Origin of the sequence: Geomesophilobacter sediminis (assembly GCF_016458275.1) — a bacterium.
Lineage (GTDB): Bacteria > Desulfobacterota > Desulfuromonadia > Geobacterales > Geobacteraceae > Geomesophilobacter > Geomesophilobacter sediminis.
The window spans coordinates 72012-85802 of record NZ_JAEMHM010000008.1; the positions used below are offsets into that span (position 1 = coordinate 72012).

General features: G+C 62.5%; 12 protein-coding genes. 7 read left to right on the plus strand and 5 right to left on the minus strand.

Annotation, left to right across the window (positions count from 1 at the left end):
* Positions 1–31 precede the first annotated feature (31 nt).
* Positions 32–934: a L,D-transpeptidase family protein gene (locus tag JFN93_RS10820; RefSeq protein WP_199384093.1), complete on the minus strand. Its 903-nt coding sequence runs from the start codon at positions 932–934 to the stop codon at positions 32–34.
* A 128-nt stretch (positions 935–1062) separates the two neighbouring features.
* Between JFN93_RS10820 and JFN93_RS10825 the strand changes: the two genes are divergently transcribed.
* Complete coding sequence (locus JFN93_RS10825; protein ID WP_199384094.1) at positions 1063–1572, plus strand: L,D-transpeptidase family protein; 510 nt, start codon at positions 1063–1065, stop codon at positions 1570–1572.
* A gap of 151 nt (positions 1573–1723) precedes the next feature.
* Here the strand turns inward: JFN93_RS10825 and JFN93_RS10830 are convergent, their stop codons facing one another.
* Positions 1724–2122 carry a hypothetical protein gene (locus JFN93_RS10830; protein WP_199384095.1) on the minus strand — a complete coding sequence of 133 codons (399 nt, stop codon included), beginning with the start codon at positions 2120–2122 and terminating at the stop codon, positions 1724–1726.
* Between the two features lie 286 nt (positions 2123–2408).
* On the opposite strand from JFN93_RS10830, the gene JFN93_RS10835 reads away from it, so the two are divergent.
* The 6 genes from JFN93_RS10835 to JFN93_RS10860 all read left to right on the plus strand — a co-directional run bounded on the left by JFN93_RS10835 (position 2409) and on the right by JFN93_RS10860 (position 8925).
* Positions 2409–3470 (plus strand): hypothetical protein, encoded by a 1062-nt coding sequence (locus JFN93_RS10835; protein WP_199384096.1) that lies wholly within the window; start codon positions 2409–2411, stop codon positions 3468–3470.
* 6 nt (positions 3471–3476) lie between these two features.
* Entirely contained in the window at positions 3477–4775 is a 1299-nt protein-coding gene (locus tag JFN93_RS10840; RefSeq protein WP_199384097.1) for a vWA domain-containing protein, read from the plus strand.
* Positions 4765–5172: a hypothetical protein gene (locus JFN93_RS10845; RefSeq protein WP_199384098.1), complete on the plus strand. Its 408-nt coding sequence runs from the start codon at positions 4765–4767 to the stop codon at positions 5170–5172. Before JFN93_RS10840 ends, JFN93_RS10845 begins: the two co-directional genes overlap by 11 nt.
* A 168-nt stretch (positions 5173–5340) precedes the next feature.
* Positions 5341–6000, plus strand: coding sequence for a hypothetical protein (locus JFN93_RS10850; protein WP_199384099.1), 660 nt, complete (start codon positions 5341–5343; stop codon positions 5998–6000).
* Between the two features lie 951 nt (positions 6001–6951).
* Positions 6952–7524 carry a flavin reductase family protein gene (locus tag JFN93_RS10855; RefSeq protein ID WP_199384100.1) on the plus strand — a complete coding sequence of 191 codons (573 nt, stop codon included), beginning with the start codon at positions 6952–6954 and terminating at the stop codon, positions 7522–7524.
* A 216-nt stretch (positions 7525–7740) separates the two neighbouring features.
* Positions 7741–8925 carry an MFS transporter gene (locus JFN93_RS10860; RefSeq protein WP_199384101.1) on the plus strand — a complete coding sequence of 395 codons (1185 nt, stop codon included), beginning with the start codon at positions 7741–7743 and terminating at the stop codon, positions 8923–8925.
* Between the two features lie 176 nt (positions 8926–9101).
* Here the strand turns inward: JFN93_RS10860 and JFN93_RS10865 are convergent, their stop codons facing one another.
* The 3 genes from JFN93_RS10865 to JFN93_RS10875 all read right to left on the minus strand — a co-directional run bounded on the left by JFN93_RS10865 (position 9102) and on the right by JFN93_RS10875 (position 13475).
* Complete coding sequence (locus JFN93_RS10865) at positions 9102–9755, minus strand: putative quinol monooxygenase (RefSeq protein ID WP_199384102.1); 654 nt, start codon at positions 9753–9755, stop codon at positions 9102–9104.
* Between the two features lie 281 nt (positions 9756–10036).
* Positions 10037–10213 carry a hypothetical protein gene (locus JFN93_RS10870; RefSeq protein ID WP_199384103.1) on the minus strand — a complete coding sequence of 59 codons (177 nt, stop codon included), beginning with the start codon at positions 10211–10213 and terminating at the stop codon, positions 10037–10039.
* Between the two features lie 274 nt (positions 10214–10487).
* A complete protein-coding gene (locus tag JFN93_RS10875) occupies positions 10488–13475 on the minus strand; it encodes a DNA polymerase III subunit alpha (protein ID WP_199384104.1) in 2988 nt (995 codons plus the stop codon).
* Between the last annotated feature and the right edge of the window lie 316 nt (positions 13476–13791).

The window sequence follows — 13791 nt, forward strand, 5'->3', positions numbered from 1 at the left end:
CTGCCCGCCTTTCGTTGTCCATTGTCAATTATCAATTGTCGATTGATACATCCACCAGCAGCCCACTAGCTTCCAGTGCCGCCGCCCGCACCTTGTGCAGGTCCACCTTTTCCAACAGGTTCCTGCCGTCCAGAAGGTGGAACGCTTCCTTGAAGAGGTCCCGGCTGTCTTCATAGTCGCTGACCTGGAGGTAGACCTTTTTGCCGATCACCGCCACCTTCACCGGCTGGTTCACGATCAGGACCCGCATCCCGGTCGGCACCATCTGGAACAGCGCCTGGATGTCCTCCTCGTAGAGCCGGATGCAGCCGTGGCTGCTGCGCGTGCCGATACCAAAAGGGCGGTCGGTGCCGTGGATCAGGATGGAGCGGTTGGAAAGGCGCAGCGACCGGCTCCCCATCGGGTTGTCCGGTCCCGGCGGGACTACCGGCGGCAGGTACGGCTTTTCATTGAGGATGGACTTGGGCACGAACCAGCTCGGGTCCTTGGTTTTCTCCACCACCTTGAACACCCCCAGCGGGGTGTCCATCCCCTGGTCGCCGATGCCGATGGGGAAGGTGATGACCTCGTGGGCATTGTCGCGGGGGAAATAGTAAAGGCGCATCTCGGCGAGGTTGATCACGATGCCGCGCTGGATCGGCACATCCGGAATTATCCACTGGGTCGGGACTACCAGGAGCGTTTCCTGGGCGGGGATGAACGGATCGACGGCTGGATTGGCCGCCGAAATGGCGTTCACCCCGATATCGAAATCCCGCGCCACCTCGAAGAGGGACTCATCCGCCGTGATGGTATAAAAGTTCCGGGCGCCGATCAGGGCACCGTCTCTGACGTACTTGGCGGCAAGGCTCGTTCCGGCGCTGCCGAAGCATCCCAGCACGATCAGGAACAGGATCGTTGCCTTCCGTATGATCAGAAACCGCCTATTTAGCATGGCAGCCCGCTTCCTTCACCAGTAAGAAGGGGCACGATATACGCGCCCCCCAAGGTACAGCTTCTCTTAACTCTGTGTCATTTCCGGCAATTGACGCGCTTACGGCACCTGTCCTATAATCCCATGCTATGAGAATCTCTTCAATATTCACCATCCTGTTGGCCCTGGCCCTGGCGCTGCCGGTGGTCGTCCGGTCCGAACCCGGCCCAGCCTCGCTTTATGCCGACCGGTTGGTGGTGATCAAGAGCCAGAAACGGCTCTTTTTGTACCGTGAGGGGACCCTTCTCAAGACCTACAAGGTCGCCCTGGGCAAGAAGATGGGGCCCAAAACCCGTCAGGGCGACTGCCGCACTCCCGAAGGCTCCTACCGCATCGACGGCCGCCGGCGCGACAGCCGGTTCTACAAGGCGCTCCACATATCCTATCCCAATGCCGATGACGAAAGAAACGCGCATAGCACGGGATGTCTTCCGGGGGGCAATATCGAGATCCACGGCCTTCCCAAGGGATACGAGGACCTGGCAGCGATCCACACCCGCCACAACTGGACCAGCGGCTGCATTGCCGTCTCCAACCAGGAAATCGACGAGCTGTGGCAGCTGGTCCCCGACGGCACCCCGATAGAAATCCGCCCGTAGTTTTTCCTCACCCCTTCGGCGCACGGTGGCACCCCGTGTCCCCGGAGTCCGTCACCCCATCCTCACCCCGACCCTTTCCTTGAAGGAGAGGGAGGTAATGGTCCTACTGAGAATTAACATGAATCGGCTGGTTCATTCATCATTGAACAGCCTATTTCTTCTGCTCCAGCCTGAAGATCTTCTCCGCCTTTTTCGCCGCCTGCTCCGCCTCGCGGGTCGACTGTTCCGCCTGTTTAGCCGAGCTTTGAGCCTGCTGTGCCGATTGCGCGGCGCTTCGGGCATCGTTGCGCGCGTCCGTCGCGGCGGCCTCGGCCCGTTTGGCCGCTTCGAGTGCCTGGCGGGCGGTGTCGGTCGCATTCTGGACCGCCGCGCGGTCGGTGGCTGAGAGCTCCGTTGGCTGGGCCAGCCTGCTTTCGATCGCGTTCAGACGCGACTCGATCCTCCCCAGCCGGTCGTTGACCGGATCTACCTGCTGTTTCACGTAATCCTTGGTGGCACAACCCGAGGCAACCAAAAGCGTCAAGGCACAAATACTTACAACCTGTCTCATTGATGACCTCCTCAATGTCTGAATTATGCGACCCTCCTGTTATACCGCTCCCACCAACCCGCGCAACGAATTGAATCGAAGAGTGGGCAAGGGGACTGGCTCCGCAGGTGCCTGTCCCCCTCATTGATATGTACGAGCCCTGGTTCATTGTCTCATTGTTTCATTGTCCATTGCCATCTCCCCGACCCAGACACCCATTCTTTGTGACTTTTCTTCGCCAGCCGACTTGTGCTATCATACCGGATCATTTTAGTCCTAAATGCCAGTTTGATATGGAGCTCATAGCATGAACGTTGAACAGATGAAGGCGGTCCTGAAAGAGATCGTCACCAAGACCGACCTCACCCCCTGCATCGTCGGGCACCGTGGCGTCGGCAAGACGGCCGGGATCATCCAGGCCTGCCGCGACATGGAACGCCGCTACGTCTCGCTGCGCCTGGGGCAGATGGAGGTGGGAGACCTGGTTGGTATCCCCTACCGCGAAGGGAGCAATATGCACTGGTCCCGCCCGTCCTGGCTTCCCCAGGACGACGACGTGCCGACCCTGGTGCACTGCGACGAGTTGAACCGCGCCCAGCAGGAGGACACCCTGCAGGCGATCTTCCAGTTCGTGGAGCCCCCCGCGGAAGGGATGCTCCGCGCCCTCCACACCCACCGGCTCTCTAAGCGCCACAAGGTCGTCGTCAGCATCAACCCCCCCGACGGCACCTACCAGGTGGCGACCCTGGACCGCGCCCTGGTGGACCGCATGGTGATGCTGTTCGTTGAGACCGACTACCAGTGCTGGGCCCGCTACGCCCAGGAACGCGACCTCTCCGGCGACGTCCGGAGCTTTCTCGCCGGCAACTCCGGTGTCCTCGCCAGGCAGGGGGCGCCGATGGACCTTCAGGTCGAGCCGAGCGAGCGCGGCTGGGAGATGGTGAGCGCGCTGCGCAAGAACTGCCGCTTTCCCGGCGACCTGGAGATGGAAGTCTACGCCGGGATCATCGGCAAGGAGGCTGCCATCATGTTCCTGCGCTGGCTGGCCGACCGGAAGGGGCGTCCGGTCACCGCTTCCGAGGTCCTGAACGAATGGGAGAGCGTAGCCGACCGCGCCGCCGCCCAGCGCGACGACATCCAGGCCGCCACGGTGAACGACCTCGGCACCACGCTGCGGGTCTCCCCCGGCCTCACCGAAGAGCAGGAGGAGAACCTGGTCGCCTACATCGCCGTGCTGCCGCGCGACCTGCGGTTCGGTTTCGTGAAGACCCTCCTCAAGATCCCCGAGGTGGCGCTTTCCATCGCCAAGGACCGCTACGACGCGGTCATCCTCGACGCGATGCAGTCGATCGCGAGCGAGGCGAGCTAGGCCGCCATGGTAAACGGGCTGCAAAATGCCGTGGTGCGTCTCCTTAGGGAGCGTCCCTTCTACGGCCATTTTCTCCTCAACCTGCGTCGCGAGGAGCGTCCCCTGGAAGGATGGGGGGCGGGGGTGACCATCCGGGACGGGATTCCGATCCTCTCGGTCGATCCGGCGCGCTTTGACGCGCTCGATCCGGGGGAGCAGGAAGGACTCCTGGAGCACCTGGTGAAGCACCTTTTGCATCTGCACATGCTGCGGAGAAAAGAACGTAACCGCCACGACTGGGACATCGCCTGCGACCTCGCCATCAACCCGGGCATCACGGGAACCAACCATCCCCCTCTCCCCCCGGGAGAGGGTTGGGGTGAGGGAGCAACGGGGACTGGCACCTCCGGTGCCTGTCCCCCTCATACCAAGGATGCCGCCGCCACTTCCCCGCGCCGCCTCCCCGAAGGGGCCGTCTACCCCGAGCAGTACGGCCAGCTTCCGGGCCTTGCCGCCGAGGAATACTACGCGCTGCTGGTTCCCCCCTTCGACACCGGGAACCTTTCCGGGCGCGGCCACGGCGACGCCGACGAGGAGACCCACGGCGCATCCGGCCCGGGTCCGGGCGAGGTCCAGGGAAAGACCGTCGACAGCCACGATCTTTGGAGCGACGCCGACAGCACGCCGCTCACGTTGGCCGAGGAGATGGTGCGCGCGGTGACCCGGGAAAGTATGCGCGGTGCCGACGGGCAAGTCCCCGCCGACATCGCCGCGGTGGTGGAAGGGCTCCTGGCACCGTCACCGATCCCCTGGCGCCAGGTGCTGAGGCAGTTCATCGGAACCGCCGGGCGGGTGGGGCGCTCCAGCACCTGGATGCGTCAGCACCGCCGCTTCGGCCACGACACACCGGGGACCCGCAAGCGCCGGCGGCTGAACCTTTTGGTGGGGATCGACGTGAGCGAGTCCACCGACATCGTGGCGCTGCGTGAACTCTTCGCCCGGGAACTGGTGCAGATCGCCCGGGGGCGCGACGCGGCGATCACCGTGTTGTACGCCAACAGCCGGATCCAGCGGGTGGAGAGCTTCAACAGCGCCTCCTGCGTGCAGCGGCGCTACGACGGGGGCGGCTTTACCGATCTGCGTCCCGTCTTTGACTACGCAAAGACCATGAACCCCCTCCCCGCGGCGGTTATCTACCTTACCGACGGCGAGGGACCCGCACCGGAGCAGATGGAGTTTCCGACCCTGTGGGTGCTGACCGCCCAGGGAGCGAAGCCGGTCCCGTGGGGCGTGGAACTTAGACTGGAGGATTACCATGGAGACTGAATTCAAGCCGATGACCGCCGAGTCGGTCGCGGAACTCTTAAAGGAGGCCGGGGCCCAGGTGATGGTCCGTGCCGGCCGTTCGGAAAACTACAGCGCGCCGCGCGAATTTTCCTTTGAGGTGAAGTCGATTTTCGAAAACGGGATGGGGCTGCACGTGGTGGCGCGCCAGTTCAACTACCGCGACCCGTGGGAGGCCGAGGGGCGGGTAAACGACCTGGTGGACGCGATGCTCTTGCGCGACGGCGCGCTCACCGCGCTCCCCAAGGGGTATCCGTACTTCCAGGGAACCGAGGAGGAATGCAACCTCGACGAGGACCAGCTCCGCGAAGTGATCGACTGCGTCCGCAAGGTCAACGTCAAGGTCTACCTCCTCCAGGAGCTGACCGGAGATAGGTAAGGTCATTCCAGAGCCCGTGGATTACCCCACAAGTCGAGCCCGGCAACCGCATCGGTAGCCGGGCTCTTTTTTTGTGTGAGAAAAATTAATTGACAAAAATTAATGCATGTGTAGTCTTTTGGATCATCGGCATCTCAGCAAAAGTCGCAAGAAGAGGAGGTGATTTCCATGTTCGATGTGGCCGATACCAACTTCAAACGCCTCAGTTATCCGGAACTGATCCTGCTCACCGATACCGTTGCCGGCAACCTGGAAACCCACCCGCTGTTCCAAACCAACTACCCTGATGTGGTTCCACTTCCCTCTCATCTCAGGGAGCAGAACGCGGCGCTTCGCGCCGCAGTCAATGCCGCTGCCAACCGGGACACCCAGAAGATCGCTGAGAGAAACAGCATTCGTGCCGCTTTGGAAGACGACCTCAAGATCGTCGCCGCCTATGTCGTCATGAAGTCGATCAAGGAAAACGATCCCGGTTTGATCACCGCCATCGGTTTCGAACTCAGCGTAAAGAGCAACTCGAGGAGCCCCATCACCTACATACCACTGAATGCGCCAGGGGAGCTGATCGCGAAGCATGGCAAAATGTCCGGTACCGTTACGCTCCGCGCGAGGAAGGTCCCCGGAGCGGTAATGTACGAGCTCCAAGCCTGCGACGGCATTCCGACCGGGGAAGAGTGTTGGGAGACGGGGAGGGACTTCAAGTCCTGCAGCAAGATACAAGTCGACGGCTGCGAGCCGGCCCGAAGGCGCTCCTTCCGCCTGAGAGCCAAGGGAGACAACAACACCCACGGCCCCTGGTCCCCGCACGTAACCATCATCGTACTTTGACCGCAACCGATACCCAGGTACCGCAACGCTGAAACAAAAAAGGCTTCCCGAAAAGGGAAGCCTTTTTTGTTATGGATATATAAAAAGAACCCCCCTTTGAGAAGGGGGGCAGGGGGGATTTGCCTTTTATTCTGCCCCCCCGGCGTCTCCCTGTCCGTCGCAGGCCGTGCAAACTTTTAAAGGTCTTGTCGCGATTAACAGGTGGGTAGCAGCAGGAATCGGACTCCTTCGAACATTGCCGCACGATATGAACGGGTAGCACCGGCTCCTTCCAGTGAAGGTAACCCCCACAATGAAAAATATGTCACTACCAAGCTGACCCCGATCACGCCTAAGACAAACCAGCAGGCAATCAAGCCAAACGGGCAAGGCGGTAAGCAAAGAATCCACACCGCCAACGTTGCTCGCCCACCCTTCAACGATTGCCGTGACCTTTCCAACCTTGCGCCCGTCGCCCTTAACGAAGGACGCTGTCCAGCAAGCTTACCCGCCCCAGCCCTAACAGTAGCGGTGTCCCTGCCAAACTTAAAAGGCTCACCTCGTACGGAGGGAGTCACACCTCCACGCTTACCCTCCCCAGCTCTAACGGTAGCAGTGTCCCCGCCAAGCTTAAAAGGCTCACCTTTTTCGAAGGGAGTCACCCCGCCAAGTAAACCGGCCTCACCCCCAACGAAAGCAGTAGCACTGATACGCTTCGCCGATCATTCCCTACGCTGCAAGCAGGCCCGCCGAACCCGTCAGCCACAAATGTAAAGAAATGGCCAAGCTCTGCAAGCCAATCGTCCCCAAATCGGCACGACTGGCATTTCGCTTGCCGTCAAATTTGCCTTTCCCTGTTACTCCTAACGCTTCTGTCGAACCCGGCGGTGCATGGATTTGTTGTTGAATTCCGGGGCGGTCGAGGCTAGTATCACGCCTTCATCCCATCACCCCGTTTCGAGGAGGAGACCCATGAAGCAATCCTTGGGCGCCAAGACGCTGCTCTTTCCGGCACCGGTCCTTTTGGTCGGGACCTACGACCAGGCCGGCAAACCGAACCTGATGAACGCTGCCTGGGGCGGCATCTGCTGCTCCGAGCCCCCCTGCGTCGGGGTTTCCCTGCGCAAGGCGCGGCATTCCTATGACGCCATCGTGGAGCGGAAGGCCTTCACCATCTGTATCCCCACCGAAAGCCAGCTGAAGGAAGCGGACTACGTCGGGATCGCCTCGGGGCGCAACGCGGACAAGTTTGCGGTGGCCGGGCTCACCCCGGTGAAAAGCGAACTGGTGGACGCTCCCTATGCGGCGGAATTTCCCTTCGTGCTCGAATGCCGCCTGCTGCATACCATCGAGATCGGCATTCACACCCAGTTCATCGGTGAGATCGTCGATGTGAAGGCGGACCCCGCGGTGCTTGCGGCCGACGGGCTTCCCGACATCTTGAAACTCAAGCCGCTCATCTTCGATACCGCCCACCGCGGCTACTACGGCGTCGGCGAGCTTTTGGGCCAGGCGTTTTCCGCAGGGAGAGAGTTCGGAATATAATCGCCACCCCGTCTGACTCGTAGGGGCGCAGCATGCTGCGCCCGCTCCTCCGCCTCTCGTGTTATGCAGGCGCGATATTCCTGTCGCGATTCCGCCGCAGGCGGTGCCCACGGCAGCGTCAATCGCGCCTGAACTGAGAGGGGGACAGGCACCTTCGGAGCCAGTCCCCTTTTGCCCCGACCCCCGACCCCAGATCCCCGACCCCGGTTCAATAACATGTCCGCAATCCACAAGAAGAGCCCCGGAGAGATCCTGCTGATCGCCTGCACGATCAGCTTCTTCTGCTTCCTCGGCTCCTACATGCGTATCCCCATCGTCCCTCTCTTCGCCATTTCCCTGGGCGCCGACACGGTCCAGGTAGGCATCATCAACAGCGCCTTCATGCTGGTGGCCGGGGCGCTCTCCATCCCCTCCGGTTTGGTCTCCGACCGGCTCGGACGCCGCATACCGCTGCTTCTCGGTCTGGTGCTTTTGGGCGGCTCCTCCTTTCTCCTCTACTGGAGCCGCTCTCCCTGGGAGATGGCTGGGATCTACCTCCTCTTCGGGATGGGACTTTCCGCCTTCTCTCCGACCCTCATGTCGTATGTCGCCGATGTCACGCCGCCCGAGGTCCTGGGGCAGGCTTACGGCTGGTACACCATGGCTTTGTACGGCGGGATGACCTTGGGGCCCGCCGCCGGCGGCTTTCTGGGCACCGCGGTCGGCCTGCGGCCGGTCTTCCTGGTCTCCGGCGGGCTGATCCTGGCGATGTTCTGCGTCGCCCTGGTTCTGCTCCCGCACCCTCCCGAACGCCACGGTGTTCACCGGCAGCAGCTATTGCCGGCCCTGCGCGAGCTTTCGCGCAACCGCTCGCTTCTGGCCTGCCTGAGCGCCACCTTCGGCACCTGTTTCGGGTTCGGGATGTTCGTGACCTTCATGCCCCTTTACATCCGCAGCCACGGGATGGGGACCACCCAGGTCGGCTTCGTCTTCGCGGCGCAGTCTCTCGCCAACGCGCTCTCCCGCCTGCCGACCGGGAAGTTCAGCGACCGGGTGGGGGACCGGAGCGTCTTCGTCAAAGGGGGGATCGCGGTCTTCGCCCTGGCACTGGCCGGCTTCGGTGCCTGCACGTCGGTCGGCTCGCTCATGGCGGTCGCCGCGCTGATGGGGATCAGCATGGGGATGGCGTTCACCGCCATCGGCGCGCTCATTGCCGACGTGGTGCCGCGCGAGATGCGGGGACTGGCGATGGGGTGCTACAACACCTGCGTCTATGCGGGGTTGCTGGCTTGTGCGGCGGGGATGGGGGCGGTGATCAAATCGGCGGGGTTTGCCACCGCCTTCGTGATCAACGGAGCGATGGCGGCCGCGGTGCTCTTTCTCTTCAGTCGGCTTTACCGGAAGCAGGCACCGGCAGGGTAGGGGGGGGACTTCGTTCCCAGCGGCGCTGTTTTTTGGATTAAAAGGCTTCGCGCCAGGAATGGCGCTCCCACAGGGTAAGTAGCAGCCCCTCGGCTGTGGGCGGGCCACTCTTGGCGCGAATTCCCTAACGGCAGCGTTCGATGCTGCGATAGTAGCGCCTGCTGCGGCTGGATGACCTATGCCATACCCCGCCGCGTATCAAGCTGCACGGAGACGTGGTGCGGGGGGACCTTCGCTGCCAGAACGTTCACCAGGTGGAGGTCGTGGATGCCGGAGAGCAGTGCCAGGGCGTGCTTCGCCAATTCCCGTGGCGCGTGACCGGTCAGATGGGCGAGCCGTGCCGCGTTGTCGGGCACGGTCACCAGGACGCCGTACTCCCCGTCGTCGAAGCGCAGGGCGAACCAGGTCGTGGTCCTCGGTTCGTCCCGCACCAGGGGGGCTGCCGCCAGCAGGAGTTCCTCTACCTCTTCCTCTTGGTTTGTCTTGGCCGTGAAACTGAAGTAGGTCCCCTTGGTATCGTCCTGAAGCGATTCCCGTTCCGGGAGCTTGTTCGTGAGGATGACGGCATTTCTGAAAACCGGCGCTGAATGGAGAAGGTCGGTCTGTACGATCGCTCGGCCGGCCCTTCCTTCCCGATGCGCGCTCCGGGCGGCCTCGTCGGGAAATGCGGCGAAGATGCCGTATTCGGAGCGTCCGAAGCGGATGGCGAACCAAGCGACGGTGTCGACCTCGTCGCGCACCATGGGGACGAGCGACATCAGCAACTCCTCAACCTCGGCGTCCAGGCCCGGCTTTGCTTCCAATTTCACCAGCAATCCATGACTTACCATCTGCCTCCCCCTTTGCCCGCGGCCCAACGGACGTCCCATCCCCGAAAGTGTATACAATTATTGTGGTCTAATTTTTTCGGTGTGTCAATGAAGATAGCAGCGGCTCGATCTTAACGATATGAGGGCAATTTCGAAATCCCAAAACCCAATCCCCCCGGGCCCCTTTGTAAATAAAGGGGGACCAAAGGACCTCAGGGATGATCAGAACCAAAAAAGCCCGGAAAAATATCCGGGCTTTTTTGACGTGCGGAAAGGGTGGGACTTCGTTGCCGGCCGTTTGCTCAGCGCGAGCCGTTCAGGCGTACCGGGCTGCAGAGACTGGAAGGATCGTGGGCCCGGGCACCGCACTTGGCGCAGCAGGCGGTTGCCTCGTCGGAGAGTTTGTTGAGCAAACGGTCGTTTTCGATCATGCAGATCTTGTCGTTCAGGCTTTGGTGGCTATTTCCCTCGCGTTTCATATGGCATCTCCTTCTCATATTAGAGAGTCGCGTCCTGCGGTCTAATTACATCATACCACCACCACTGCGCAAGTTGTTGTTGAAATTAAAAATCAATTACCTGCCGGGAGGCCAATATCGCCCTCACCCCGACCCTCTCCCGGGGGGCGAGGGGGGCGAACCGCAGAGGTTCAAGCGCCCGAGGAATACCGGGAACCCGGAGCGGTTCCGGTTTATCCCGCTTCATCCCGATCCCGATCATCCCGGTTGAAACGTAGGCCCCGGCCCTTGGTGACTAGCTTAGGAAATCCAACCATTTGACCCGCAAGGTCGGGACCCCGAACTCCACCTCCACCGCCCCCTTCATGACATACGGCCGCTTCTGCGAAAGCTTGCGACAAAACCGCGCATAGACCTCGGGGAAGAAGGTGGTGTCGAAGATCGCCGTGGTGTCCTCGAAGGAGACGAACTCCATCGGCCGGCCGTGCTTGTCCTCCACGGTCTTGGTCGTGATCCACCACCCCACCATGGTCACCCATTTCCCGGCGTGCTCCAGCATCCGCGATGCCCGGATCGGCTTGCGCTGCAGACACTCCTCCCGGTACAGCGTCAATGGGTGCCGCGAGACCAAAAATCCCAGACTCTCCACCTCCTGGCGCAGCACCGTTGCCTCGTCGTAGGGAGGTGGCTCGGGGAGCTCGGTCTTTTGCTCGAATAAAAGCGCCGTTGCCTGCTGCTGGAAGTGGAGCAGTTCCCAGAGCAGGGCCGGGCGGCGCTCCTTCCCCTCCACCCCATCGAAACATCCCGCCCGCACCAGCCGCTCCGCATCGCTCCTGGTTACCCGGGCGCGCCGTAAAAACTCGCCGAACGAAGCGAATCTTCCCCTTTCCTCGCGCTCTTGGAGGAGCTTGCCCGCGCCGTCGCGGGTCAGCCCGTCCACCTGCATCAGCCCGACCCGCACCCAGTCGTCCTTCCCGGTGTAGTGGTGCTCGCTCTCGTTGATGTCCGGGGCAAGGACGGTCAGCCCGAGCCGCCGGCTCTCCGAGAGGTAGGCAAAGGCGGAGTAGTAGCCCCCCTGGTTGGAGATCACCGCCGCCATGAATTCCGCCGGATAGTTCGCCTTCAAGTACGACGCCTTCGCGCTCAGGTGCGCGTAGCTTGCCGAATGCGGCTTGCAGAAGGAGTATCCGGCGAAGGAGAGGATCTGATCCCAGATCGACTGCAGCACGGGCTCGGTGACGCCGCGCTCAAGTCCGCCGCTGAAGAACAGCTTCCGGTAGTCGGCCAGCCGTTTCTCCCGGTGCTTCTTGGTGATCACCTTGCGCAGCTGATCGCCGTCGAAGGCGGAGAAGCCGGCGAGTTCCATGGCGATCTGGGTGATCTGCTCCTGGTAGATGGCGATCCCGTAGGTCTCGCCGAGCACCCCCTCCAGCAGGGGATGCAGGTGCTGCCACGGCTTGCCGTGGAGCCGCGCCACGTATTCCTGAATGAAGCTGTTCGCCGCGGGCCGAATGATGGAAGAGGCCTGCACCAGGACCTCAAAGATGTCGAGCTCCTCGGTGCCCGGCGCCGGTACGTCACCCCAGATCTTGCGCAACAGGAGCCGGATCGACGGCGACTCCAGGTAAAAGCACCCCATGGTGCGGCCGCGGCGCAGGATGTTGCAGGTCTTGCCGTCCTCCAGCGGTTGCCACGAGGCGTAGTCGATCTCGATGCCGCGCCCGCGCTTCACCGCAGCCAGCGCGTCGCGCACCACGGCCAGGGAGCGGTTCCCCAGGATGTCGATCTTCACCAGCCCGCTGTCCTCGGCCTGGTCCTTCTCCCACTGGATGAGCGGCAGCCCCTTGCGGGAAACCTCCACCGGGACATAGCGGCGGATCTCGTCCGGGACGATGATCAGCCCGCCGCAGTGCAGGGAGAGGTGGCGCAGGTGCCCTTTGAGACGCTGGGCGGTCGCCATGATCTCCAGCCAGTCCGCCGAAAGGGTCTCGCCGCGGAAAAGCGGGTGCGCCGCCACCGCGCCGACCGTCTGGTCCGCCTTCCAGAACCCCGAGATCCGCTCGGTCATTTCCTTGATTTCCAGATCGGTGAGGCCGTAGACCTTCGCCACCTCCCGCAGCGCCGAGCGCCCCTTGAAGCCGATCTGGTTGGCGACCATGGCGGCGCGCTGCGAGCCGTAGCGGGCGAAGGCGAAGTCGAGCACCGCGTCCCGCTCATCCCAGGGAAAGTCGATGTCGATGTCGGGGGGATCGATACGCCCCGGGTTGAGGAAGCGCTCGAAGAAGAGGTTGTGGCGGATCGGGTCGACGTGGGTGATGCCGAGGGCATAGGCGACCAGCGAGGCTGCGGCGCTTCCCCGGCCGCAGGTCCGCTCCGACTGGTTCGAGATCTCCTCCACCACCAGGAAGTAATGGGCAAATCCCTTGTCCCGGATGATGCTGAGCTCCTTTTGCAGCCGCGCCTCCACCTTCCCGTCGATCGTCCCGTAGCGCCAGAGGGCCCCGGCGCGGGCCCGGCGCTCCAGCTCCTGGAAGGCCGCATCGTCACCCAGGCTGCGGAAGGCGGGGAATATGGTGCGGGAGAAGTCCCAGTCGGTGCGGCAGCGTGCCGCGATGGCCTCGGCGTTTTCCAAGGACTCGGGGCAGTGGGGGAAAAACTCCGCGATCCGCGCCGGTGTCAGCAAAAAATTCGCGTCGCTGGCGGTGTCCTCCGGGGTGAGCCGCGAAAGCTTGCTGTTCCGGTGGATCGCCCGGATGACCCGGTGCAGGTGCAGGTCGTCGCGCTCCAGGAACAGGGCGCGCGAGGTGGCGACCGGCGGGAGCTTCAGATCGCGGGAGAGCGCCAGGGCGCGGTGCAGGTTGTGTCCGGGCGACAGTTCGGCGAAGAGGTCGTCGGCGGATTTGCGCTTGAGCTCGGCGAGGAGTCTGGCGTCGTCGCTGATGACGATGACGCCGCGGCGGAACTCGGCGAGGGCGCGGATGAGGTCGAAGTTGCGGCGGCAGTGCAGGTCGGAGATGAGCCGGGAGATGTTGGCGTACCCTTCCTCGTCGCGGGCCAAAAGGACGGCGCGGTTGGCTGCTGTTACCGCCTCGGTGCCGATGATCGGCGCGATGCCCGCGTCGCGGGCGGCGTCGACGAAGCGGGGGATGGCATAGAAGCCGTTTCGGTCGGTGAGCGCCAGGGTGGAGTAACCCATCTGACGCGCGGCGGCGCAGAGCGTCTCCGGGGAATGAACGCCCCAGTTGGGAGAATAGGAAGAATGAACGTGGAGATGGACGAACATGATTGAACTCGATTTTGAAGGCGAAGCGCACCGCAGAGGTCGCAGAGGAACGCAGAGGAAAAGCTTTCAGTAACAGGGATGAACAGGTAAAACCCGCATACATCCCCCTTTGGCAAAGGGGGGCGGGGGGGATTTGTTTCTGAGGTTCTCGATTGAAAGCGAGACTAGTGTCGACACCCAGTTGGGCCGGTACTTCGATCGCCTAAGGCATGTGTGCTGGAAGCACCGTCCCATCCAGCCCATCCTGGGCATCCTGGTTCGTGAAAAAAGGTTTTCCTCCGTGTCCCTCCGCGCCCTCTGCGGTGTGCTTGGAGCG